This is a genomic window from Butyrivibrio sp. NATIVEDY162 (assembly GCF_045999815.1).
Lineage (GTDB): Bacteria > Bacillota > Clostridia > Lachnospirales > Lachnospiraceae > Butyrivibrio.
The window spans coordinates 52,008-79,000 of sequence record NZ_CP172573.1; the positions used below are offsets into that span (position 1 = coordinate 52,008).

Below are 26,993 nucleotides of genomic sequence, written 5' to 3' on the forward strand. Positions count from 1 at the left end.
GGTTTATTATGGCAAAAGATAAAGAAGTAGACGTATTAATTATCGGTGCAGGTCCCGGAGGTATTTTCTGCGCATATGAGCTTGCAGAGAAGAGACCGGATCTCAAAGTAATGATTATTGAAAAAGGCAGATCCATAGAAAAGAGAGAATGCCCTAAGAGAAAAACAGGAAGATGCATGGGATGCAAGCCCTGCTCAATAACAACAGGTTTTGCCGGTGCCGGCGCTTTCTCAGACGGAAAGCTTTCACTTTCTCCGGATGTTGGAGGAACACTTCCGGATATTCTCGGTTACGATGAGGCAACAGCTCTTATCAGGGAATCTGATGATATATATCTGAAATTTGGTGCTGACACTAATGTATATGGTGTGGATAAGGCAGAAGAGATCAGAGAGATCAGAAGAAAAGCTATCAACGCAAATCTGAAGCTTGTAGAATGTCCTATAAGACATCTTGGAACTGAGGAAGGTTATAAGATTTATAAAAAGCTTCAGGAGCATCTTGAGGAAAAAGGCGTCGAGCTTATGTTTAACACAATGGTTGAAGAGATCATTGTTAAGGACGGCGAATGTAAAGGCGTAAAGATTCATGATGGAAGTGTTATAAAAGCCCGTGAAATTGTATCTGCAGTTGGACGTGAGGGAGCAGACTGGTTCCACTCTCAGTGTGATAAGATAGGCATTGAAACTAAGCCCGGAACTGTTGACGTTGGTGTGCGCGTTGAGGTAAGAGATGAGGTTATGCAGTTCCTCAATGAGAATCTGTATGAGGCTAAGCTTATTTTCCACACACCTACATTTGATGATAAGGTTCGTACCTTCTGTACCAACCCTTCAGGCGAAGTGGCTACTGAGTACTACGAAGGAGGCCTTGCTGTAGTTAATGGACATGCCTATAAGAGCAAGGATTTTAAGACAAACAATACTAACTTTGCCCTTCTTGTATCCAAGAACTTTACAAAACCCTTCAAGACACCTATAGAATACGGCAGGAAAATAGCAGAGCTTGCAAATATGCTGTGTGATGGCAAGATTCTTGTTCAGACCTATGGTGATTTCAGAAGAGGACGCAGGACAACGGATGAGAGACTCGCAAGAAACAACCTTATTCCTACACTTAAGGATGCGGTTCCCGGAGATCTTTCACTTGTTTTTCCTCACAGGATCATGGTTGATCTTGACGAGATGATTCAGGCGCTCGACAAGGTTACACCAGGAATTGCTTCTGAGGAAACATTGCTTTACGGCGTTGAGGTTAAGTTCTACTCCAACAAAGTAATAGTAGATAAGGATTTTGAGACAAGTATACGCCATCTTCGTGCTATAGGTGACGGAGCAGGTATTACAAGAGGTCTTCAGCAGGCAAGCGCTAATGGACTTAAAGTAGCCAGAAGCATTCTTGCCGGAATGTAATAAAACATTTTTGAGGTTATTATTTTTAATATGGTGACAGGATTATTTACCGGAAAAAGAATACTGAAAAAAGCGCGGCCTATGGTCGCGCTTATGCTTGCTATAACGATGATTTCCGCCACGACAGGCTGTGGGAATCTTGACCACACCAAGGTGGTACTCACAACAGGGTTTACCGAAAATGAGCTTTTCAGGATAGAGGACAGGTCATGCTCAGAGGCTGAGTTCATGGTCTATCTTGTCAATTCTCAAAATGCATATGAGTCCGGATTTGGAAGCGATATATGGGAAGTCAGCATTGGTGATGACAGCATGGAGAGCTATATCAAGGACAAATGTCTTTCTACAATAGCTCAGGTTAAGGCTATGAACCTTCTTGCTCAGGAAAAGGGGATTGAGCTTGGTGAATCCGAGATTGATGAAGCTGATTCCGCTGCCAGGGAATATTTTGATTCTCTTACCAACGCACAGAAGCAGGTCATGTACGGTATAGACGAAGAAACACTCTGTGAGATGTACAAGGAATATGCAACTGCTGCTAAGCTCTATGATTACATAATAAGGGACATCAATCCTGAAATAAGTGATGACGAAGCCCGTACAATAACTGTTGAGCAGATAGTACTCAATGCCTGGGAGCTTGATTCAATGGGGAACAGAGTAGCTCTTGAGGGCACAAAAAGGCAGGAAGTGCAGAACAAGGCACAACAGATTCTGAGAGAAATCAGTGAGGGAACAGAGTTCAGTGTGCTTATGGAGAGATACAATGAAGCGGATGAAGGAACCGTATCCGTGGGTAAAGGTGATGTGGCTCCCGAGATAGAGACGGCCGCTTTCAACCTGGATAATGGAGAGGTCAGCAGCATAATTGAATCGGATGATACATATGTTATACTTAAATGTATCAGCACTTTTAACAGGGAAGAGACAGAGGCCAACAAGGTCAGGATTGTGGAAGAAAAAAAGCGTGAGGTTTTCGGAGAGCAGTATGACGAGTTTGCTGCCAAGCTTTCTAAGGTGTTAAACGAAGAGTTGTATAAGAAAATACACGTGACAAAGGAAATTGAGCCTTCTACAATTGACTTCTTTGATGTTTACAGAAATCATTTTGGCTCAGAGTCATAAATGGAATAAGAAGAGAGGTATTTCTTATGGAAATTGGGAAAAAGTCACTTTCAATTGCTATGGCTACTGCACTTGCGGTGCCTGTTCTTTCTTTTGTTGCGCCTCTTGGCATAACATCACAGGCTGAAAACGTGTACAGACCTGAGGATAACGGAGCTGTTGCAAATGATGGAAAAAGTGACAGAGAGGCCATTAAAGCCGCTGTCGATGCGGCAGGCAAAGCCGGTGGCGGAATAGTTGAATTTGGCCCCGGTCAATATGATATCGATATATTGAATTTTAGCGGAACAGGTATTGGGGTTTATGTTGATCACCCCAATATAACCTTTAAACTTCAAAAATCCACAGTCTTAAATGTCCTTCCGACAGCCATAGGCGAGTTTTGTGCCATTCATGTAAAAGGTGACAATTTCAAAATCTATGGTGGCAGTATCACCGGTGATAAAACAAAGCATAAAGGAACTGAAGGTGCAGACGGACATGGAATAGGCGTGACGGACTGCAGCAATGTTGAGATTCACGATATGACAATCGCTGAGAACTGGGGTGATGGCATATATCTGGGATCGGCTTCAAGTGACGGCTCCTATGGCGGCTGCAGCAATGTTTTTATTCAAAACTGCACCGTAAAAAATAATAGAAGAAACAATATAGCAATAGTTGATGCGGATAAGGTAACTGTTGATAAATGTAATATAAGCGGAGCGAGCGGTGCATCTCCGGCTTGCGGTATTTTGATAGAGCCCAACACCAATAATGGTAATGTACCATCCAAATCTGTCTGCAAAAATATACAAATAAAAAATACCACAATAAAGGCTAAGAAAAAGCATCAGAAAAACGGACTTTATTTTGCGCTCAATATTCTTAATCCTTATTATCAGACCAATAATAAGGTGGTGGCTAAAAATGTTACTCTGACAAACTGCAAGATTACAGGTGATGTGGGTAATTATTCAGGGAAAAAGGTTACCATGAAGAAAACCAGGATAAAAGGCACTTTTTATGATCATAAGAAAACATCTGTCAAGAAATGCACGATCAAAAATCACTATAGATTCTGAATATATTTGATAAGAGAGGATTGTTGTCTATGATAAGAAGATATGTTATCGGTAATCCTATTGAAACTGATTCAGTAGTAAAAGTAATTTCTCCTGAATCGGGTATCGTCCCTTATTTTCAGACATTGGATAAGGAAAAGGCTCTGACACTACCAATGTCGAAATGGGATAAGGTATTCGGACTTGGAGAGACTGTACGTGGTATCAACAAGAGAGGCTTTAAATATATCAGCAATTGTAAGGATGATAATTCTCACACAGAGGATAAGAATTCTCTCTATGCTGCCCAGAATTTTTTTGTCTACTATGGAAAAGAACAGTGCTTTGGAATGTATGTAGATACTCCCGGAAAAGTGTGCTTTGATATCGGCGACACGGATATTAACGTTTTCAGCATAGTATTCGAGGATTTTGACTCTAATATATATGTGATAGATGGTGACAGCATCCTTGATATAGTTAAGCAGTTTAGAGGAATCATCGGTAAAAGTTATATTCCTCCAAAGTGGGCATTTGGCTTTGGCCAGAGCAGATGGGGCTACAAGAGTGCTCAGGATGTAAGAGACGTTGTGAACAACTACGAAGCCCTTGATATGCCGCTGGATGCTGTATATCTTGATATTGATTACATGGAGAGATACAAGGATTTCACAGTCAACAGCGAGACCTTCCCTGATTTTAAGGGATTTGTAAAAGAGATGAAGGATAAAGGAATACATCTTGTGCCTATCATCGACGCCGGTGTTAAGATTGAGGAAGGCTATGATGTTTACGAAGAGGGCGTAAAGGAAGGGTACTTTGTAAAGAAGGAAAACGGTGAGAACCTTGTGGCGGCGGTATGGCCTGGCAGAGTGCATTTTCCTGATTTTCTGAATGAAAAAACCAGAAAATGGTTTGGAGACAAATATAAGGTTCTGCTTGATATGGGAATCGACGGTTTTTGGAATGATATGAACGAGCCCGCCATATTCTATACGGAAGATAATCTTCGGGATGTTTTTGAAGAGATAAAAAAGTATGAGGGTAAGAATCTTGATATTACTTCCTTCTTCAGATTCCAGGGGATTGTTGAGGGACTGCAGAATAATCCTGAGGACTTCAAGCGCTTTTATCATGAATATAAGGGAAAACGTTACAGACATGATAAGGTTCACAATCTCTATGGCTTTAATATGACAAGAGCAGCCGGGGAGTCTTTTGAGAGAAACTCACCGGATAAAAAGATACTGATGTTCTCGAGAGCATCATATATAGGTATGCACAGATATGCAGGAGTGTGGACAGGAGATAATCAGACCTGGTGGAGTCATCTTCTTATGAATATTCAGCAGATGCCGGCGCTTAATATGTGCGGATTTTTGTATTGCGGTGCTGATGTTGGCGGATTCTGGGGAGATACTACTGAAGATCTGCTTATGAGATGGACTGAGTTTGCGATTTTTACACCGCTTTTCAGAAATCATTCACTAAGGGACACCAGAAATCAGGAATATTACAGATTTACGGATAAAGAAGGCTTCAGGAATCTTCTGAGATTAAGATATGCACTTATTCCTTATCTTTATTTGGAGTTTGTAAAAGCTGCAGAAAATGACGAGATGCTATTTAAGCCTCTGTGCTTTGAATATCCTGACGACGAGATGTGCTATGAGACTGAGGATCAGTTGTTTATGGGGGACAACATAATGCTGGCTCCCATCTATAAACAGAATGCTACAGGCAGATATGTATATCTCCCGGAGGATATGAAAATGGTGAGATTCAGGAGCTTCGAGGATTATGACGAGGAAGTAATGCAGAAGGGTATTCACTTTGTCAGGGCAGAACTCAATGAACTCCTTGTGTTCATCCGAAAAGGAAAATCGCTTCCACTTGCAAAGCCTGCCAACAGGACAGGGGACATAGATGAAACTGATCTTACATATATAAAATATTAACAATATTATTTTTGTTAGCACTCATTTTGAATGAGTGCTAATTTTTTATTGACTTTTGTCTCTTACAGTTTTAAACTCATATTTGTGGGTATTCTATATTCAGTAGAACAGTAACCCGCTTATTTAAATAATTACGTGGATGAGCTGATATCATGGGCATCCGCGATGGTAATGGAGGCACTACAATGGAGAAAAAAGGTAATCTTTCAATTAACAGCGAGAATATGTTCCCTATCATCAAGAAATGGCTGTATTCCGACCATGACATATTCTATCGTGAGGTAATATCAAATGCCTGCGATGCTATAACTAAGATCAAGAAGATGGACATGATGGGGGAGTACACACTTCCTGATGGATTTAAACCCCGTGTGGACGTAGTTCTAAACGATAAGGATAAGACTATCAAGATTATTGATAATGGTATCGGTATGACCGCTGAGGAGGTTGAAGAATACATCAATCAGGTGGCTTTCTCAGGTGCTACGGACTTCCTTAATAAGTATAAGGATAAAGCAAATGCTGACCAGATTATCGGACACTTCGGCCTTGGCTTTTACTCAACATTTATGGTATCTGATTATGTTGAAATTGATACACTTTCTTATAAATCAGATGCGGCTTCAGTTCACTGGACATGTGATGGCGGCTCCGATTTTGAGATGAAGGATGGAGAGAAGAAGGAAGTTGGTACTACTATCACACTTCACCTCTCAGATGACTGTCTGGAGTTCTGCAATGAGTATAAGGCTAGAGAGGTTATCGAGAAGTACTGCTCATTCATGCCTTATGAGATTTATCTTTCAAGAGAGAATGAAGAGGGTACTGAGACCATCAAGGAATCTGAGAAGAGAGATGATGATATAGTTATAGAAGTGATTGAGCCTGAGAAGAAGGAAGAGGCTAAGTCAGATTCAGAGAACAAAGAGGAGAAAAAAGAAGAGGAGAAGAAGCTCAAAATCAAGAGAAGACCTCAGCTCCTTAACGATACACATCCTCTTTGGGGCAAAACACCCAAGGATTGTACAGACGAGGAGTACAAGGAATTTTACAGAAAGGTATTCCGCGATTACAAGGAGCCTCTGTTCTGGATTCATCTCAACATGGATTATCCTTTCAACTTAAAGGGTATCCTTTACTTTCCTAAGATCAACATGGAGTTTGAATCTGCAGAGGGTGTTATAAAGCTTTACAACAATCAGGTGTTTATTGCTGATAATATTAAGGAGGTTATTCCTGAATATCTCATGCTCCTTAAGGGTGTGATTGACTGTCCTGATCTTCCCCTTAACGTATCAAGAAGTGCACTTCAGAATGACGGCTTTGTAAAGAAGATATCAGACTACATTTCCAAGAAGGTAGCTGAGAAGCTTGCAGGTCTCTGCAAGACAGATAAAGAAAACTACGATAAGTACTGGGAAGATATATCACCCTTCATCAAGTATGGCTGCCTTAAAGATGACAAGTTCTGCGAGAAGATGAACGACTATATTCTCTTTAAGAACCTTGAAGGTAAATATCTGACACTTCCCGAGGCACTTCAGATTAACAAGGAAGCTGAAGAAGCTGCTGCAGCAGAAGAAGCCAAGGATGAAAATGGTAATAAGGTAGAGGCAGAGGTTGTTGATGCTGACGGAAACACTGTTAAGACAGATTCTGCTGACAACACAGCAGAAACAAAAGCTGATGATAAGGAAAAAGAACCCCGTACCATCTATTATGTAACAGATGAACAGCAGCAGAGTCAGTACATCAATATGTTCAAGGCTCAGAAGATGGATGCATTTATCTTAAATCACAACATAGATGTACCTTTCATTCAGCAGCTTGAGTCTAAAAATCAGGATATCAGATTCCAGAGAATCGATGCTGACCTGACAGATACCTTCAGAAGCAAGACTTCAAAGAAAGCTGAGAAGGAATTTGAAGAGATTGAAAAGAACATCGGCGAGAAGATGAAGAAGGCACTTAAGAACGAGCAGCTTGTTGTTAAGGTTGAGAAGCTTAAGGATAAGAAGATTTCTTCCATGCTTACTGTATCCGAGGAGACACGCCGTATGCAGGATATGATGAAGATGTATGCTGCTAACGGAATGATGATGGGCGACCTTGGAATGGGAGGACAGACGCTGATACTTAATGCCAACCATCCTCTTGTTAAGTACGTAATGGATAATCAGGATAGTGACAACGTAAGCACTATCTGCGAGCAGCTTTATGACCTTGCACGTATTCAGAATGCACCTCTTGATGCTGACTCCATGACAAAGTTTATTCAGAGAAGTAATGAGATAATGATGCTTCTTGCAAAATAATTTGTATTAAAAAGGAACCGTGTATTTTTGCGGTTTCTTTTTTTATACCGCTATTCACCTAATGCAAACCGCATTTTATATGTTATAATGTTTCTAAGTATGTGTTCTTCGGGGAATCTTATTTGTGAATAGTGTAATAGATCGCATTTTAAACGGACAATTTGAAAATACAGAAAGATCTCTTAGTTTCTCTCTGCCACGCCTTGAACTGACTATTAAGCCGGGCGAGGTTACAGAGGGAAGCTTTGTTATCTATGGACCTAAGGATAAAGCGGTGCAGGGACTTATCTCTACATCAGAGCTTCGCATGGAGGTTCTGACAGCTGATTTTTCCGGTTATGAGTTTGAAGTTGGATATAGATTTGACGGGACAGGACTTAGTCCCGGAGATGCAATTAAAGGTGAATTCAACGTCATATCAAACCAGGGAGAGTATCAGCTTCCTTTTGTTGTAAATGTTGAGATAAGTCATGTTATGTCCAGCATGGGACCAATCCGCAACATGTTCCATTTTGTGAATGTGGCAAAGAATGACTGGGATGAGGCAAAAAAGATATTCTACTCAGATGATTTTATAGAGGTATTTGAGGAGAATGAACAGAACTACGAGAGTCTTTATCGTGGACTATCGGCTATACCCGGTTCAGAAGCCAATATGGAGGAATTCTTAATTACAATAAAAAAGAAGCAGCCTATAGAATATATACCGGACAGAGCTTCTATTGAGATAGACAATCCACCGGCAGATTCTGAGCATACCATCATGCTTGTGCGAAACGGATGGGGATATACCCGTCTTGAGGTCGTTTTTGATGGCAACTTTATGTCAGCTGATTCTTCAGAGCTTTCTGACAACGATTTTATAGGTAATAACTGCTTCTTTAAATTCAGAGTTGATGCTTCGCTCCTTCATGACGGCAACAACTTTGGCGCAGTGACATTCAGAACACCCTATATGCAGGTGAAGATACCGGTAACGGTGAAGGTTAACCTTGGGATAGAGCATCTTAGTACCATCGAGATGGAGAAGAAGAAGCTCACAGTTGAGTTGATGAAGCTCTATGAGGATTTCAGAGCCAAGAAGATTGGATCAAGGGACTGGATAGCTGAGACCGGAAGACTTGTAAATAAGATGAACGCAATTGATGCAAAGGATCCTGCTTTCAGGCTGTATACTGCGCAGTATCTTATCACGGCCAACAGGGTAAGCGAGGGCAAATGGATTCTTGATCAGATGAAAACGATGTTGGAGGAAGAATATCCTGATAATGATACACTATTTTGCTACTATCTGTATCTTACAACTCTTGCTTGTCGTGATGAGTACGAGACTAATGAAGTTGCAAGGATGATGGAGGGCATTTTTTCAAGGAACTCTGACAATTGGAGAATAGCCTGGTTGCTTCTGTTTATTTCAGAGGAGTATGCAACAAGTGCCACCAGCAGATGGCTGTTATTGGAACAGCAGTTTAATGACGGATGCAGAAGCCCGATTCTCTACATTGAAGCGCTCAGCATTATGACAGAGTCGCCGACTATGCTCTCGAAGGCAGGAGATTTTGAACTTCATACGCTTAAGTATGGTGTGAAAAAAGGTATAATACAGCCGCTTTTGATGGACCAGATAATATATCTTGGGGCGCGAGAGAAAAACTATAATGAGAGACTTGTCAGCATTCTTATGGCTTGCTATGAGCAGAGAAAGGACAGGGAATCGCTTGAAGCTATCTGTTCTCTTTTGATAAAGGGAAACAGAACAGATCCGGAGGCCTTTGGCTGGTATGCCAGAGGTGTTGAACATGAGCTTCATATAACAAGGCTGTATGAGTATTACATGGCTGCCATCTACCTTGATGAAGATGGAATGCTGCCTTGTGATATCTCCAAGATGGTGCTGATGTTCTTTTCGTATCAGAGTAATCTTGATTATGAGAAAAACGCTATTCTGTACAGATATCTGCATGAGCATAGGGATGAGTATCCGGATCTTTATGATTCCTACAGGCTGCAGATAGAGAAGTATCTGCTGGAGCAGGTAGATAAGGGACGAATAAATAAGGATCTTGGATATTTGTATAAAAACCTTCTGACGAGGCAGATGGTTGATGCAGGTAACAGTGATAAGGTTCTGCGTATATTGTTCAGTAATGAGATAAAGACAGATAATAAGCGCATGACCAAGGTTATAGTTGTTTATGACAAACTTGAACAGGAACTGGAATATCCCCTTGTAAACGGGCTTGCCTATGTTCCTCTATATGGAAGTGACTACGCTGTTTTTTTATCTGATGCAGAGGATAACAGGTTTGCTGAGGGTATTCCTTATATAAATTCCAAGCTGATGCTGGTAGGGCAGCTGGCAAGCTATGCTGTTCCGTATATTCAGAAGGGCCAGGAGAGTATAGAGCTGTTTTTGTGCGAGATTGAGAAAAACTCGTATACAATAACCATGGAGAATGTTGGCAGATACAGGTCACTAGCGGAAGACAGACAGGTACGCAGCATCTGCAGAGAGAAGATCAGAGAGAGCCTTATAAGGTTCTACTATGATAATAATTTCGAAAGGCAGCTCTCAGAGTATCTTGATGAAGTGAATGCAGAAAAGCTCAATACCAACGAGAGAACTTCAATGTTTGAGCTTATGGTCATGTCAGGCAATTACAATATGGCCTATAAGCTTGTTAGCAGATTCGGAACCTATAAGCTTGATCCCAGAGTTGTTATGAGACTCTGCGGAAGACTTATGGATAATGAGGCCTTTGAGAACTGCGAGACTAATGCAAAGATAGCCTGGTACGCATTCTCTAATTCGAAGTATGATCAGCAGCTCATAACCTTCCTTTGCGAGAGCTACACAGGTACTATCAAGGAGATGAGAGATCTGTGGAAGACAGCCAGTGCGCAGGGCGTGGATGTATTTGAGTTATCAAAAAGAATGCTGACTCAGATACTGTATACCGGAGCGCATATAGGCGATAAGATTGCTCTTTTCAGAGGTTATGTTGAAAAGAGTGGTGGTTCAGATAAGCTTGAGAAAGCTTTTCTGGCTAAGTGTGCGCATGACTACTTTGTTGATAATATGGTGACTGACAGTTACATATTTGAGAGAATAGGAGAGCTTGCAAAATCCGGAACAGAACTTCTTGATGTATGCAGGATGGCATATCTCAAGAGCTTTACCGAGACCGGTCACGACGAGCTTAAACCATATAAAGAGATAATCAAGGAGTTTCTCAGAGAGCTTCTTGATAAGGATATTTATTTCTCGTTCTTTATGCATTATCAGAGCGAATTTGCGGAGATGCATCAGTTTTGCGATAAATCGATTGTCGAGTATCGCACAACACCGGGAACGAAATGTATTGTACACTATATCAGCAGTGAGGATGATACAGAGGACTATAAGACAAAGCCTATGCAGGAAATGTATCCGGGAATCTATGACGCGAGTTTTATAGTATTCTTCGGTGAACAGATTCAGTATTACATAACTGAGGAGAACTACAACGGCCGCGGAGAGAAACTTACAGAGAGCGGTATGATTTCCAAGAACGACATTGTTCAGGAGGCTACAGCGGGTAGATATTCCATCATTAACGACATAATGATAGGAAAGACACTTCAGGATTACGATACGGTTGACAGGCTGCTTGCTGAGTATTATAGGAAGAGATTCCTCACAAATAAATTATTTAGAACCATATAGGTTTTTGTTTTTTTCTCAGAAAAACAGAAACCGTACTGGACTAGCTTTCATCTATAGATAAAAACTGACGGGAGATTATTACATTACGATGGCATTTTTCAGAGAATCAAAAACGGCAAGAAGATATGTTTTAGGCTACGATCTGGGAGAGGAAGTTTCGCAGATCAGTTTTCTTGCGTCTGATTCGGATCTTCCTGAGACTCTTTCTGTCCTTGCAGGTGCTGAAGCTTACAATATACCGACAGTACTTGCCAAGAGGAAGGACGTAAACCAGTGGTTCTATGGTAAAGAGGCCCTTTCCAAAATTGAGGCAGGAACAGCTGTGAGAGTGGATGACCTTATAGAGAATGCGCGCAAGGGAAAGCGCGTTAACATCGACGGCACCGGATATGACCCGGTTTCGCTTCTCTCGCTTTTTGTGAAAAGAACGCTTTCTCTGCTGTCCATGGAGATGTCTATGGACATGGTTGATGCCATAGCATTTACCACCAGAAATATGGATTCTGTGATGATCGAGGTTCTCTCTGAGGTTACGGGAGCATTATCTCTTCCGGTAAAGAATGTTTTTTATCAGAGCTATGAGGACAGTCTTTATCACTATATGTTGTACCAACCTGAAGATCTTTTGTCGCACTCTGTGATAGCCTGCGATTACAGTTTCGGAGAGATGGTAGTCTATGATATGAAGCTGAATCACAGAACCAAGCCCATAGTTGTAACTATCGATAAGAGTACATATGATGGAATGGCTCTTTCTGAGGGCGGGTTTTCCGAAAATACCAATGAGAGGGCAGCACAGGTTACACGACTGGATTCCAAATTTTTGGAATTTTCCGAAAAGACAATGGAGGGCAGAATAGTAAGTTCGGTTTTCCTTTTGGGCGATGGCTTCAGAGAGCAGTGGATGCAAAAATCGCTTGAGTTTTTATGCAGAACAAGGCGTGTTTTTCAGGGCAATAATCTGTTTAGCAAAGGTGCCAGCATCGCTGCCAGGGAGAAGGTTGGACCAAGTGGACGAATGGATAAGTATGTCCTTCTCGACGGCGGAAAATTGAAGTCCAATGTAGGGATGATGGTCAAAAAGCAAGGACAGCAGGTCTACCATGCTCTCCTTGATGCAGGCGAAAACTGGTATGATGTGAGTACGGGATTTGACCTGATACTCGATGACGAAAATGGTATAGACATAATGATAACTCCTCTTACGGAAGGGGAGAAGCATGTGCATAGAATAGAACTTGAAGGGCTTCCTACTCGTCCGCCGAGAACCACAAGACTTCGCATGAAGGTGGCTATGACAGCTGCCAACAAGGTTAATATTCATGTTGAGGATATGGGCTTTGGAGAATTGTTTGAGAATTCGGGGATGTTTTGGGATGAGGTGATTCCGGTATGAGTGATCCGATTCTTTGTACCGGAAGGTACGCATTAAAACCATATTATCTTGAGAAAATCGGAAGGCGAATCTACTCTATAGAGGAGCTGTGCTACTGTATTACGCAGAATGCTTTTTTGATGGATTCCGATTCCTTTGAGATGGGGCTGGTGGACTGGATAGGCGATGAGCTTGGTCTGACCAGACTATCTGATGAACTGAGAAAAATGCTTGTACATAACTGCTCAGCTGCATCTTTTGCGGGGCTTTTGCTCGAGTACGTGGGATACTCTTCTAAGGAAGAGGTTGACTACACAGAAGAAATCCTCAAAAATAATGCCGACATGGATGTTTTTGACAAGCGAATGGCCAGGGCGGATTTCCTTATGAAGCAGGGGCATATCAGGCAGGCATTCGCAGAGCTGGGTTATCTGACTAAGCATGTAACGGAGATGGATAAAAATGTCCGTGCAAGAATTTTGCATAATCAGGGAGTGATGTTTGCTCAGCTCTTTATGTATGACAGAGCGGCGGAGTTTTTCTATCAGGCCTGGGAGGATGGCGGCAATGAAGAGTCCTATCTGGAATTTCTTGCTGCAAAGCGCATGACCATGAGTGAGAAAGACTACGTTGCATTTGTAGGCAGCCATAAAGAGGCTCATAATTTATCACTTAAGCTGGAACATAGAATGGATGAAGCAGGCGATCTTTATGATGCCAGCAGCTCTAACTTCAAGATTCGCAGTCTGGAGCTTTACCGCACGGGCGCAAAGATGAGTGAGTATTATGAAGAGATAGACAGAATAACAGGGGAAATGAAAGAAGAGTACCGGGGATTGGTTGAATAATGGGGTTCTTTGATTTTTTTAAGAAAAAAGATACATATCGGATAGAGCGCCATCAGCAGAATGAGCTGGAGAACTGGAATGATATATCCTACAGCAGGAAAAACATTGATATAGATGATCCTGCCCAGCGAAGAGAGTATGTGGAGAATTGCCTGCAGCAAATGGCAGAGGCCAGCCGCGACATGGATTCTCTGCAGTTTGAGTACCGGGTTGTTACTTCTCATCTTCGTGATATGGAGGAGATTGATGCTCTTCCTCCTGAAAACAGGGAGGAGGTCAATGAGTGTGCAAAGCGCATTCTGGACAGCGAGGAGCAGCAGAAGCATTTCAATAAGCGCAAGAGCAGAATGACGGACCAGGAATTTGAAAAGATGGAGCGCCTGCAGAATGATGCCAAGAGAGGTGCCAAGGCATTGCTCGATGCTGAGGAACATCAGAAGAAGGTAAAAAATGATTTAAGACGACTGGATGAGGAACGTAAGGCTTACGAGTTCAGGAGGGCTGAGATAGAGATATCGTTGGATAATATGCAAAAGCTTATGCTGGTCATAGCAGGAGCTCTTGGTTTTATTACTGTAGCACTTGCGATTTTGTCACTTGCCCTAAAGCTCAATGTGACCTACGGATATATGGTGGCAATAGTAGTTGCTGCGTTATCCTTCTTTTTCATAAATCAGAAAATTCATGAGCAGAGACGTGAGAAGAAGGTTGTGCTTAACAGTATGGCAAGGCTTATACAGCTTCAGAATACGGTTAAGATCAGATATGTGAATAACAAGAATCTTATAGATTATGAATGTCTCAAATACGGTATTTCTAATTCGAGAGAGCTTACAAGTCTATATAATAAATATCTTTTGGAGAAAACTGAGCGCGAGAGATATGCTCAGGCTACAAAGGAACTGGATATCAATCAGAAGGCTCTTGTTTTCACACTTAGAAAATATCGCATAAAGGATCCTGATATCTGGGTTCATCAGGCTATAGCTCTTGTAAATCACAACGAGGAGGTGGAGATTCGTCACGAACTCGTTGGGCAGCGTCAGGCTCTTCGTAAACAGATGGATTATAAACGCGATGTGGTGGCGGGCAATGCCAAGACAGAGATTGAGGAGCTCGTAAAACAGTATCCTGTATATCGGCAGGAGATTCTTGATATGGTCGACAGATTCGAGCAGAGATATCCGGGAGCATGATTTTTGAAAAGTACGCTCTTAGGCTGCACTATACGCAGTCTAAGAGCTCTTTGTTATAAAAAATTGTTGCCAAGGAATGGGAGTTATTGTAGTATGTTTTGTGTTGGTTGGGATTAAGTTTTCTAATACCAATGGTAGTACTAAATCCATTTAGATTTGCAGGTATTTCAATGGCTAAGAATTATTACAGAGAAACGGATAAGATAGGCGAGGAGTGCGGCGTCTTCGGAATGTATGATTTCGATGGCGGTGATGTCGCTCCTTCAATTTATTACGGACTGCTGTCGCTGCAGCATAGAGGTCAGGAGAGCTGCGGTATCGCTGTCAGCGAAACGAAGGGTCCAAAAGGAAAAGTAACGAGTCATAAGGACATGGGACTGGTTAATGAAGCGTTTGATCACGACATCATTTCAGGGATGCGTGGCGACATAGGTGTAGGGCATGTGAGATACTCAACTGCCGGCAGCAGCACCAGAGAGAACGCTCAGCCCCTTGTCCTTAATTACGTTAAGGGGACTCTTGCGATGGCGCACAATGGTAATCTCGTTAATGCACCGGAGCTTCGAGAGGAGCTGGCATATACAGGTGCGATTTTTCAGACAACCATTGATTCAGAGGTTATAGCTTATCACATTGCAAGGGAGAGACTTAACACCCCAAGTGTTGAGAGTGCTGTGGCAAATGCCATGCAGAAGATCAAGGGCGCGTATTCACTTGTGGTAATGTCACCGAGGAAGCTTATAGGCGCCAGAGATCCCAATGGCTTTAGACCACTTGTTATCGGTAAGCGTGACAACTGCTATATCCTTGCTTCTGAGACATGTGCACTTGATACGATTGGGGCTGAGTATATCAGAGATGTTGAGCCCGGAGAGATTGTTACCATTTCTCCCGAAAAAGGCATAGAGTCTAACAGACAGATGTGCGGAAGCGTAAAGCACGGTCATTGTATTTTTGAGTATATTTACTTTGCAAGGCCGGATAGCGTTCTTGACGGTGTGAGTGTATATGAGTCAAGAATTAAGGCAGGAAGATTCCTGGCGATGGATTCACCTGTGGAGGCAGATGTGGTAGTCGGTGTTCCTGAGTCTGGTAACTGCGCAGCTCTGGGATATGCGATGGAATCTGGAATTCCCTATGGACAGGCCTTTGTAAAAAATCAGTATATAGGCAGAACCTTCATAAAGCCCGGACAGAAGAGTCGTGAGAGCAGTGTTCAGGTAAAACTCAATGCTCTTGGCAACGCGGTTAAGGGTAAGCGCGTTATTATGATAGACGACTCTATCGTCCGCGGAACTACTTCTGACAGGATAGTGAGAATGCTGAGGGATGCCGGAGCCACCGAGGTTCATATGAGAGTTTCATCACCGCCATTTTTGTGGCCCTGCTATTTTGGCACGGATGTTCCTGCGAGGGAGCAGTTGATCGCTTATAACCGAAGTGTTGATGAAATCTGCAAGATAATAGGAGCTGATTCTCTTGGATATTTGAGAGAGGAACGTCTGGAGGAACTTGTCGGACGCAAATTAGATATTTGTAAGGGATGCTTTACAGGCGATTATCCCGTAGCTCCGCCCAAAGAGGATATCCGTGGAGAGTTTGAGCAATAATATATACAATTTTAGGAGGTTTAGTTATGAGTACAGACAGATATTCAAGCCCGCTTTCAGAGCGTTATGCCAGTAAGGAGATGCAGTACATCTTTTCACAGGACATGAAGTTTAGAACCTGGAGAAAACTCTGGATCGCACTTGCTGAGATAGAGAAGGAACTTGGCCTTAACATTACACAGGAGCAGATTGATGAACTTAAGTCTCATCAGGATGATATCAACTATGATGTTGCCAAGGCTCGTGAAAAGGAAGTAAGACATGATGTAATGAGTCATGTATATGCATATGGCCAGCAGTGCCCCAAGGCTGCAGGAATAATTCACCTTGGTGCTACAAGCTGCTATGTTGGAGATAACACAGATATTATCATCATGACAGAGGCTCTTAAGCTTGTTCGCAGAAAGCTCCTTAATGTTATCAGCTGCCTTGCAAAATTTGCTGATGAATATAAGGACCTTCCCACACTTGGGTTTACACATTTTCAGCCTGCCCAGCCTACAACAGTAGGTAAGAGAGCATCCTTATGGCTTCAGGACTTTACGATCGATCTTGAGGATCTTGACTATGTCCTTGATAATATGAAGCTTCTTGGTTCAAAGGGAACAACAGGTACACAGGCATCCTTCCTTGAGCTTTTTGACGGAGACCTTACTAAGGTTGACAAGCTAGATCCCATGCTTGCTGAGAAGATGGGCTTCAAGGGATGCATGGCAGTATCAGGTCAGACCTATAGCCGTAAAATTGATATGAAGGTTGTAAATGTTCTTGCAGGCATTGCTTCTTCAGCTACCAAGATGGCACAGGATATCAGACTTCTTCAGCATCTTAAAGAGGTTGAAGAACCCCATGAAGCAAAGCAGATCGGATCTTCAGCTATGGCATATAAGAGAAATCCCATGAGAAGTGAGCGTATCTGCTCTCTTTCAAGATATGTTATTGTTGATACATTAAATCCTGCAATTACAGAGATATCACAGTGGTTCGAGAGAACTCTTGATGATTCTGCTAATAAGAGACTTTCAATTCCGGAAGGCTTCCTTGCTATCGATGGCATTCTTGATCTTTGCATGAATGTCACAGACGGCCTTGTGGTATATCCTAAGGTTATTGAGAAGCGCCTCATGTCTGAGCTTCCTTTCATGGCTACAGAGAATATCATGATGGATGCTGTAAAGCTTGGCGGCAACAGACAAGAGCTTCACGAGAAGATCAGAGAGCTTTCAATGATAGCAGGAGACCATGTAAAGAAGGACGGTCTTGATAATGATCTTCTTGAGATGATCGTTAAAGATCCTGCTTTCCATATGACAGAGGAAAAGATCAAGGAGTGTATGGATCCTAAGAAGTACACAGGCTGCAGTGCTCATCAGGTTGAGAGATTCTTAAATGAAGTGGTTAATCCCATTCTTGAAGCAAATAAAGATGAGCTTGGTCTTACAGCTGAGATTAATGTTTAATAACTATCTTTTAAATACAGAAGAGCCTTCCTATTTTCTTGGGGAGGCTCTTTCTCATTACACCCGCGAGTATGTCGGTTCTTGATGCTGTGTCTGATGCAAATGCATATAAGCAACTTGTTAAATATGCTGTTATAATAGTATCTAGTGTATTGTCTGAATGACAATTTGTTTAATTACTTGTCTAATCCTCAATATGCGTCGTCATCTTCAATCGCCGTAGCCACCGCTACGACTCATTCAGATTCCTAGCCTATTGAGAATGATACTTCATAATTAAATCAAAAGTCATCCAGACAAAACACTAGCGCACCGATGATTGTAGTATTATCCTTTTGTTATGAAATACTTTGAGCAGGGCGTAATGGTAGGCGCGGTTAAGGGCTGATGAAGCTCTGACAGCTAAACTTATACAGAAAAGGTGGATATTATTAATATGGCTAAAACGTGGGATATTGAGAAATTTAAGAAAACAGCAAGAGCTGCAGCCGCAGAGGGGATTGTACTTCTGAAAAATGATAAGGATGCTCTTCCTCTTAAAAAAGGCGCCGGACTTGCGGTTTTTGGAAGAAGCCAGATGAATTATTATAAGAGTGGTACCGGCTCAGGCGGAATGGTGAATGTCGATTATGTGGTTGGCATATACGAGGCTCTTAATGATTCAAAAAAATATAAGATTAATTCTGATGTTCGTAAGGCTTATGAGCAGTTTGTAAAAGAGAATCCTTTTGATACAGGAGTGGGCTGGGCAGCAGAGCCATGGTTCCAGAAGGAGATGCCTCTTAATGATGATTTTGTTAAAGAGGCTGCAAAGCAGTCAGATGTTGCTATTTTCATCATAGGCAGAACTGCAGGTGAGGATCAGGACAATAAGAATGAGCAGGGAAGCTATCTTCTTACAGACGTTGAGAAGGACGCACTCTCAAAGGTCTGCAAGGCTTTTGACAAGACCATAGTGCTTTTAAATGTCGGCAATATTATGGATATGAAATGGGTTTCCGAGATAGGACCTGAGGCGGTTCTTTATGTATGGCAGGGCGGTCAGGAAGGCGGAAATGCAGTACTTGATGTTTTGTCAGGAGATGTGAATCCCTCCGGAAAGCTTGCAGATACTATTGCTCTTGATATAAGCGACTATCCTTCAACTGCAAATTTTGGATCTGATAAGAGAAATTTCCAGACAGAGGATATTTATGTCGGATATCGCTATTTTGAGACCTTTGACAAGGAATCGGTTCTTTATCCCTTTGGATTTGGACTTTCATATACAACCTTCGATATAGCACTTGGTGAATTCTCATATGACTCCAAGGATGGTGTGACATTGGAGGTTCTTGTTACCAATACCGGAGATAAATCTGGAAAAGAGGCTGTGCAGATTTATCTGGAGGCACCGCAGGGAATGATGGGAAAGCCCGCTAGAGCACTGTGTGGCTTTGCCAAGACAGATGTATTGAAGCCCGGACAGATGCAGTGCCTTGAAATATCTGTTCCTAAGTATTGGATGAGCTCATATGATGACAGCGGAGTAACAGGCAATAAGTCTTCATATGTGATGGAAAAGGGTGTTTACAAAGTATTTGCGGGCAGTGATGTAAGAAGTGCGCAGGAAGCAGGCGAATTCGAGCTTAAGAAGACTGAGGCTATATGTGAATGTGAGGAAGCGTGCGCTCCGGTTAAGGAATTTGAGCGCATAAAGCCGGAATCTGGTTTTGCAAAAACTACTGAGAAAGTTCCTGTAAGATCCATTGATCCAAATAAGAAGAGAAAGGACAGGCTTCCCAAGGCACTTCCCTACACAGGTGATAAGGGATATAAGCTTAAAGACGTTGAGAGTGGCAAGGTATCCATGGAGAAATTCCTTGCGCAGCTATCGGATGATGATCTCATGGCTATGATGCGCGGAGAAGGAATGTGCTCACCCAAGGTTACAGCCGGAATTGCCGGAGCCTTTGGTGGCCTTACAGGGAACCTGGCAGAATTTGGTATCCCTGCAGGAGGATGCTCGGATGGACCCAGTGGAATTCGTATGGACTGTGGCACACATGCCTTTTCACTTCCTAACGGAACATGCCTTGCATGTACGTTTAATGAAGAACTGAATGAGGAGCTTTTTAGATGGGAGGCGCTGGATCTTAGAAAGAACAGGATTGATGCTCTTCTTGGTCCCGGTATGAACATTCACAGAAATCCTCTAAATGGAAGAAACTTTGAGTATTTTTCAGAGGATCCTATTCTTACAGGAAAGCTTGTGGCAGCACAGCTTCGCGGACTTCATAAGTATGATGTTACCGGAGTTATAAAGCACTTTGCCGGAAATACTCAGGAGTTTAAGAGACACAGCGTGGATAATGTTGTATCTGAGAGAGCTCTTCGTGAGATTTATCTTAAGGGCTTTGAGATTGCTGTAAGAGAAGGAGAAGCAAGGGCTATTATGAGTACCTATGGTCCTGTAAACGGAGTCTGGACGTCCGGCAATTATGATCTTCTTACAACCATACTGAGAGGCGAGTGGGACTTTAAGGGAATAGTAATGACTGACTGGTGGGCTATGGCAAATGATGAAGCAGGTGCCCCCGGAGACTATAAAAACGTAGCAGCACAGGTTAGAGCTCAGAATGACCTTAATATGGTAAATGGAAATGCTGAAGAGAATTCAGGCGGTGATAATCTTCCTGAGGCATTAAAGGATGGAAGGCTGACCAGGGCAGAACTTGTAAGAAATGCTGCTAATATCTGCGAGTTTTTATTAAAAACTCCTGCCTACAGACATATGCTGGGTGAGGAATCAGCTCTTGATAAAGAGCTTGCAAAGGCAGTTTCAGAGGATGACGCAAAGCTTCAGGAACTTATAAAGCTGACGCTCAATGATGATGAGACAGAGATAGATACATCGCTCATTGACACTTCAAAGAATGCTACTACATCCTTCGTTATTACATCTAAGAGAAAGATAACGATGGATATGGAGCTGGTACTTAGAGCAGTTAACCAGCCTGATGTAGCGCAGCTTCCTATGTCCATATTCCAGGATAAGGCACTGATCAAAACTGTCACACTTACAGGAATGGATAGAGAGTGGCAAACCATAAGGATCAACATGATACCGGCAATAATGAGTAATTTCTATTTGAAGTTCTATTTTGCACAGGGTGGGCTTGAGATTAAATCAATTAAGATTATTAAAACAGAGGATATCGAGGATAAATTTAAGAGAGGATTATCTGAACTGTAATCTAAAAACGATTTATGAGTAATAATATAACGGAGCAGGGTATATAACCTTTGCTCCGTTTTTATGTGCAGAATGTTTTTTAGCTGTTCAGGAGCATAGTGAAGTATGTCAAATAAAGCCATTTTATAAAAAAAACATGCAAAAAATCGACTTATTTTAATGGTTTATAAACGGTTTCTAAAATGTTCCTTAAGTCTATATCGATTGAGTTTACTTATGCAGGAAAGAGTGCTAATAATAAGCTATGGGGGAACAACAAATTTTATAGGGATATGATAGTTTTTGTGAAAGGAGATCAGTCTTATGGGTAAGAGAGTTAGTTTTAAAAGAATTATTTCAGCTGCTTTAGCTGTAGTAATGGCTGCCACGCTTTGCATTATTGCAATGCCGACATATCAGGTAGAGGCAGCCACCAAGAAGGTATCTGTATCGCTTGGAGACGATAATGATGTCGAGATGAAGGTTGGAGCCAGGGTTCAGATCAGAGTTAAGAAGGATGGCGCTACATATGGAAAGAAATCCGTAAAATATAGAGTAACATCCGGAAAGTCTGTTGTTTCGGTTTCAAGCAGTGGACTTATCAAAGCTAAGAAATCCGGCGATGCTGAGATTAAGATTACAGATAAGAATGGCACACAGACGGCATTTATCTATGTAGAAGTTGGCGGCGGTAAGAACAATGATGATAAGAGAAAACCCGACAAGATCTGGCTTGACAGAGCAGAGATTACACTCGAGGTTGGACAGGGTTATCATGCAAGTGTATTCCAGAGCCCTAAAGATATTGGCGGCGGAGTATCCTGGACAAGTGAGAACAGCGATATCGCAACAGTTACAGATGGATATATCAGAGCAGTTGGACACGGCGATGTAAGAATTCATGCTCAGAAGCGTGGCAGAGATGCTTGCATGATGGTACATGTAAACTAAGAGCATGCTAACGGATTAGCAGGAGATGCTTGTGGCATAGGATAGAAAAAAGTTATGATGAAGTTTCACCGCACCCGGTAACACGGGTGCGGTTTTTTTGTATCATAGGAAATTGCTTTCCTATGATACAAAAACGCTCCGCGAGGATGCGCACTCGCGCGAAAGGAATATGTTGCATTCTGCAACCGCGCTCGGCGCGAGAATGTCGCAAGCGACATTCTTTTTTATTTGCGCGCCATGGGCGCGCTCTAATGGGTGCTTTTATTTCTGGTGCAATTATTAATTCTATGTGATAATATATTTCTGTTAATTTAATTGCGTAAATTATAAAATGCAAACAGGAAGCTTTAAGCTTATAAACAGATAGAATATATAAGGAGGATTGAAATAATGGCTATTTCAAATTATGTAGAAGCAATGATAGATGAAAAGGACTGGTATGTTACAAATCTTTCCAATATTGCGGCATGCCTTTGGGAGCAGCTTCCCGATGTAAGCTGGGTTGGTTTTTATCTTATGGCGGATAAGGATGTTGTGATTGACAAAAATTCTGATTCCGGGATACATGCCAAAAAGATAAATGCTGATGCAGCAAATACAGAGCTTATTTTAGGACCTTTTCAAGGTAAGGTTGCATGCACTCATATAGCGATAGGACGCGGTGTATGCGGCGTATCAGCAGCAGAAAACAAGACTCTTATAGTTCCTGACGTTTCAAAGTTTGCAGGCTATATCGCCTGTGACAGTGAGGCGAGATCGGAGATTGTTATACCGCTTAGAAGTAAGGATGGCAGAGTGACAGGTGTTCTTGATATAGACAGTAACACAGAGGGAAGATTTACAGAGGCAAATGAAGAATCTGAGGATCTTGAAAAATGTGCTGAACTTATTTCCAGGATTATTCCTTAATATCCGAAACGCATTTTCCGAATTGCGTTCCTAAAGTCATATTTATAGCAAATAAAAATCCCTTGGCAGAGGCGAACTACCAAGGGATTTTATAATGGAATGGGTTTAGTAAGCTAAGTGATTCATTAACCCTTTACCGCACCTTCGATCATACCTTCCATAATCTGTTTCTGAGCGATGAGGAAGAGAATAACCATAGGCAGGATTGCAAGAAGTGCAGCTGCCAGGATCAGGTTCCACTGCTTAACGTATGAACCAACGAAAGCCTGAACCGCAACGGGAAGAGTTTTTACAGGGCCATTCTGACCGAGCATCATTGAAGGAAGAAGGTAATCGTTCCAGATCCACATACCGTTAAGAATTGTTACTGTTGTAATAACGGGTGAGAGGAGCGGGAAAATTACTTTGAAGAATACCTGCTCGGGTGAGCATCCATCAATTGATGCGGCTTCTTCAAGATCAAAAGGAATTCCCTTAATAAATCCTACAAGAATGAATACAGTCATGGCACCACCGAATCCAAGGTATGCAAATACTATACCGGGAACGGATTTAAGCATCGGTATACCAACGAACTTTCCGACATCTCTGAAAGTAGAGATAAGAGGAAGCATAACTACCTGGAAAGGAATGATCATTGATGCGATGAATGTAAAGTAAATGATGTTGGACCAAACTGTCTTGTTACGGCAGATAACCCATGCTGCCATTGAACCAAGTACTGCAAGAAGTACAAGAGACAGGACAGTAATAAGAGCTGAATATCCGAAGGTCTGCCAGAAGGTAAAGCTCTTATTGTTGATAACATCGGTCATGTTCTGTGTAAACTGAGCAAATGAAACACCGTTGAATCCTATAGGATTTGATGTGATATCTGCTGACTGCTTAAATGAGTTAACACAAACCAGGAAGAAGGGGAACAGAACATATGCAGCAATAATAATTGCAATTACAAGTCTTATAACAACGCTTGATGTTTTTTCTTTTGTATGCATTATAATTCAACCTCCTTCTTATTAGATATACGAACCTGTAAAATTGATACACATGCAAGTATTATGAAGAATAATACGGCTTTTGCTTCACCAAAAGCATATTCATTCTTAATTACAGCTGTGTTGTATATGTTAAGCGCGAGCATCTCGGTACCGTTTGTAAGATAGTTATCAAAGATATCAACTGAACCTGTACCGTTTGTCAATGCAAGGTTAACATCGAACTGTTTAAATGCACTTGTAAGTGTGAGGAATGTGCAGATTGTGATGGTAGGAGCTATCATCGGAATCTTTATTTCAAAAAGAGTCTGAAGAGGCTTAGCACCATCGATGGCTGAAGCTTCAAGTACATCGCCGGGGATTGTGTTAAGACCGGTGATATAGATGAGCATTATATAACCTGCATATTGCCAGATATATACGATAATAATAGCAATAAATGCTGTTTTTGTATCCGCAAGCATAGAGTACTGGGTCTTGAGAATCTCTGTAACAACGTTACTGAAAATGAAGTTCCAAATATAACCAAGTACGATACCTCCGATAAGATTCGGAAGGAAATAAGCGGCTCTGAAGAAGCCAAGTCCTTTTATTCTGGATGTGCAAAGAAGTGCAAGCAGGAAAGCTACCAGATTAACAAGGATCATATTAAATACAACGAAAAGAAATGTTATAAAGATAGACCACAGGAAGCTTGCCTGTGTAAACATTCTTGTGTAATTAGCAACGCCGACTGCGTTTCTTACTCTGATTCCATCCCAGTCTGTAAAGGAATAACCAATACCAAGAATGAGAGGGATTATTACTGTGACCGCAAAAGCAAAGAGAAGCGGAAACAGGAAAATTATGTTAATAATTGTGCGGTGATGTTTTACTGTCGGATAAAAATATAAACCGGCAATTATACCTACAGCCCCAAGCACCAATGTAGCCCCGCGAAATGGAACACCCGATCCCATGATATCCATCGCCAAAGACCAAACAAGAAGTGCAACACCGGCAATCAGGAATAGGATTGACATTATTTGCTTACTAGCAGATGGTGTTTTCATAAAATATCTCCTTTATTGAAGAAGCCTTTTGCTTTTGCCTCAAATGATTTTTGATATATACCCCAAAATAAGTTAAAACCAGGGCAGAGTACTTAGCTCTGCCCCAGGTTTGAATCTTGTTATTAGTTGTTGTAGTAACCAGCTATAACCTTAGAAATCTTGTCTGTGAACTCAGCAGCATCTGCGATTGTTCCCTTTGCATAGTCAGCAAATACCTGACATGTCTCGTTCTGAAGACCATCCTTCTTAAGCATTGTGTGCCATCCGCTGTAGTTGCCTGCATCGATGTAGCTCTTCATGCTCTTATAGAAAGGATTTGTTGCTTCAAACTTGCAATCATCAAAAGGAGATACAAGACCAGCCTTGTTTACAAGGATGTCCTGTGCAGACTCACCTGCGCACCAGTTGAAGAATGCCTTAGCTGCGTCAACGTTACCGTCCTTATATGCTACCCAGTATGACGGAGGACCAGCGATGATTGTGTTGATGCCATCCTCAAATGCATAAGGAGCGAAACCAACTTCAAAGCTTACATCCTCAGGAGATGTTACACACCAGTTACCCTGTGTGATGAATGCATACTTGCCATCTTTGAATCCTGCAACCTGGTTGTCATATGTACCATCTACAAGAAGGTTAGGATCTGAGTACTTATTCATCATGCCAATGAACTCAGCAAACTTTGTCATTCTGTCTTCGTCGATCTTACCACCGTCGTTAAGCATATCAATGTATGTTGTATCATCAGCCTTAAGACCTGCGTCAAGATACTGACCAAATACGTGTGTACCTGATGACCATCCAAGGTTAGCAGGCTCAGCGCACCAGCCAAATACAGCTGTAATACCAAGCTCATCCTTCTTGGAATCAAGAGTCTCACAAGCCTCAGCCCAAGCAGCGGGAGATGTGAGAGAAGCAGGATCAACACCTGCAGCCTTAAGTACATCAGCGTTGTAACCAAGAGCTGTAGCTTCTACTGTGTAAGGAAAACCGATTGTGCCCATGTTCTCATCAACAAGCTCGAATCCTGTCTTATCAGTCCATTCTTCACCTGCGAGATCAGCGAGCATGCCGTCCCATGTAGCAGCCTGGTTAGCTTCGATTACGAATATGTCGGGCATGTTGTCTGCCTGATACATTTTCTTAAGCTCATCACCGGCACTTGTGTCACCACCGATTGTCTCGATAGAAACTTCATTGCCTGTCTCAGTCTTGTAAAGCTCAGCAAGCTCTAAAAGCTGATCATTGATTTCAGGCTTACCATTAAGAAGACGAATAGCGCCTGCAGAAGCAGTTGTGTCAGATGTCTCTTCTGTAGCAGCTTCTTCTGTTGTCTCCTCTGAAGCAGCTTCCTCAGTAGCAGCCTCTTCAGTAGATGCCTCTTCTGTAGCAGTAGCTGCTGTAGAATCAGCTGTGTCTGCAGCAGTATTGTTTGAACCGCCGCATGCTGTCATGCTAAGAACCATAGTTCCAGCAAGTAGCATAGATAATACTTTCTTTTTCATGTTACCCTCCTTGTTGTGCACTTTGCCAATCGACCAATACGATTGGTAGTTACTTTTGCGCATAAGTTTTATGCTGATATAAAAATAGCATGATGTACATCAAAATACAAGTGAAAAATTTAATTTGTTTCCCGTGTTTTCAATGGCTTACGCGTGAAAGCTGATTATAACTGGCTTTGTGCAATAATTCTAAAAAGTAAAATTTTTATAAAAAAGAGCAATGAACCGGGTGGCACATTGCTCAATCGTTTTAATGTTTCTCTAATATTTTATTGTATAGTTTGTATAGATTTTGGATTTTGCAGTTTCCGTAACACGT

At 41.9% G+C, this 26,993-nt stretch carries 17 protein-coding genes; 14 read left to right on the top strand and 3 right to left on the bottom strand.

The window, feature by feature from the left end; genetic code table 11:
* The first annotated feature begins 8 nt into the window (after nucleotides 1-8).
* The 14 genes from ACHCNF_RS00210 (at nucleotide 9) to ACHCNF_RS00275 (ending at nucleotide 23,122) form a co-directional block, all read left to right on the top strand.
* Nucleotides 9-1,412: an NAD(P)/FAD-dependent oxidoreductase gene (locus tag ACHCNF_RS00210; protein ID WP_408070789.1), complete on the top strand. Its 1,404-nt coding sequence runs from the start codon at nucleotides 9-11 to the stop codon at nucleotides 1,410-1,412.
* 30 nt (nucleotides 1,413-1,442) lie between these two features.
* On the top strand, nucleotides 1,443-2,537 hold the full coding sequence (locus ACHCNF_RS00215; RefSeq protein WP_408070790.1) for a peptidylprolyl isomerase: 1,095 nt from the start codon (nucleotides 1,443-1,445) through the stop codon (nucleotides 2,535-2,537).
* A 26-nt stretch (nucleotides 2,538-2,563) separates the two neighbouring features.
* Nucleotides 2,564-3,601: a glycoside hydrolase family protein gene (locus ACHCNF_RS00220; RefSeq protein ID WP_408070791.1), complete on the top strand. Its 1,038-nt coding sequence runs from the start codon at nucleotides 2,564-2,566 to the stop codon at nucleotides 3,599-3,601.
* Nucleotides 3,602-3,630: 29 nt separating this feature from the next.
* A complete protein-coding gene (locus tag ACHCNF_RS00225) occupies nucleotides 3,631-5,538 on the top strand; it encodes a glycoside hydrolase family 31 protein (RefSeq protein ID WP_408070792.1) in 1,908 nt (635 codons plus the stop codon).
* Between the two features lie 185 nt (nucleotides 5,539-5,723).
* Entirely contained in the window at nucleotides 5,724-7,853 is a 2,130-nt protein-coding gene (gene htpG, locus ACHCNF_RS00230; RefSeq protein ID WP_408070793.1) for a molecular chaperone HtpG, read from the top strand.
* Between the two features lie 124 nt (nucleotides 7,854-7,977).
* Nucleotides 7,978-11,559, top strand: a complete 3,582-nt coding sequence (locus tag ACHCNF_RS00235; protein WP_408070794.1) for a DUF5717 family protein — start codon at nucleotides 7,978-7,980, stop codon at nucleotides 11,557-11,559.
* An 88-nt stretch (nucleotides 11,560-11,647) separates the two neighbouring features.
* Nucleotides 11,648-12,955, top strand: a complete 1,308-nt coding sequence (locus ACHCNF_RS00240; RefSeq protein WP_408070795.1) for a DUF5716 family protein — start codon at nucleotides 11,648-11,650, stop codon at nucleotides 12,953-12,955.
* A complete protein-coding gene (locus ACHCNF_RS00245) occupies nucleotides 12,952-13,782 on the top strand; it encodes a hypothetical protein (protein ID WP_408070796.1) in 831 nt (276 codons plus the stop codon). Before ACHCNF_RS00240 ends, ACHCNF_RS00245 begins: the two co-directional genes overlap by 4 nt.
* A complete protein-coding gene (locus ACHCNF_RS00250; RefSeq protein WP_408070797.1) occupies nucleotides 13,782-14,978 on the top strand; it encodes a hypothetical protein in 1,197 nt (398 codons plus the stop codon). The genes ACHCNF_RS00245 and ACHCNF_RS00250 overlap by 1 nt, the downstream gene beginning before the upstream one ends.
* 170 nt (nucleotides 14,979-15,148) lie before the next feature.
* Nucleotides 15,149-16,588, top strand: a complete 1,440-nt coding sequence (gene purF, locus ACHCNF_RS00255) for an amidophosphoribosyltransferase (protein WP_408070798.1) — start codon at nucleotides 15,149-15,151, stop codon at nucleotides 16,586-16,588.
* Nucleotides 16,589-16,614: 26 nt separating this feature from the next.
* Nucleotides 16,615-18,048 carry an adenylosuccinate lyase gene (gene purB, locus ACHCNF_RS00260; RefSeq protein WP_408070799.1) on the top strand — a complete coding sequence of 478 codons (1,434 nt, stop codon included), beginning with the start codon at nucleotides 16,615-16,617 and terminating at the stop codon, nucleotides 18,046-18,048.
* 436 nt (nucleotides 18,049-18,484) lie between these two features.
* Entirely contained in the window at nucleotides 18,485-21,283 is a 2,799-nt protein-coding gene (locus ACHCNF_RS00265; protein ID WP_408070800.1) for a glycoside hydrolase family 3 protein, read from the top strand.
* 303 nt (nucleotides 21,284-21,586) lie between these two features.
* Nucleotides 21,587-22,213: an Ig-like domain-containing protein gene (locus tag ACHCNF_RS00270; RefSeq protein ID WP_408070801.1), complete on the top strand. Its 627-nt coding sequence runs from the start codon at nucleotides 21,587-21,589 to the stop codon at nucleotides 22,211-22,213.
* A 390-nt stretch (nucleotides 22,214-22,603) separates the two neighbouring features.
* The gene (locus tag ACHCNF_RS00275) at nucleotides 22,604-23,122 is read left to right on the top strand and encodes a GAF domain-containing protein (protein WP_408070802.1); all 519 of its coding nucleotides are present in this window, start codon (nucleotides 22,604-22,606) and stop codon (nucleotides 23,120-23,122) included.
* A 125-nt stretch (nucleotides 23,123-23,247) separates the two neighbouring features.
* Here ACHCNF_RS00275 and ACHCNF_RS00280 read toward each other — a convergent pair whose 3' ends face one another.
* The 3 genes from ACHCNF_RS00280 to ACHCNF_RS00290 form a co-directional block, all read right to left on the bottom strand.
* Nucleotides 23,248-24,117: a carbohydrate ABC transporter permease gene (locus ACHCNF_RS00280; RefSeq protein WP_408070803.1), complete on the bottom strand. Its 870-nt coding sequence runs from the start codon at nucleotides 24,115-24,117 to the stop codon at nucleotides 23,248-23,250.
* Nucleotides 24,117-25,169, bottom strand: coding sequence for a carbohydrate ABC transporter permease (locus ACHCNF_RS00285; RefSeq protein ID WP_408070804.1), 1,053 nt, complete (start codon nucleotides 25,167-25,169; stop codon nucleotides 24,117-24,119). Before ACHCNF_RS00285 ends, ACHCNF_RS00280 begins: the two co-directional genes overlap by 1 nt.
* Before the next feature lie 122 nt (nucleotides 25,170-25,291).
* Nucleotides 25,292-26,674: an ABC transporter substrate-binding protein gene (locus ACHCNF_RS00290; RefSeq protein ID WP_408070805.1), complete on the bottom strand. Its 1,383-nt coding sequence runs from the start codon at nucleotides 26,672-26,674 to the stop codon at nucleotides 25,292-25,294.
* Nucleotides 26,675-26,993: the final 319 nt, after the last annotated feature.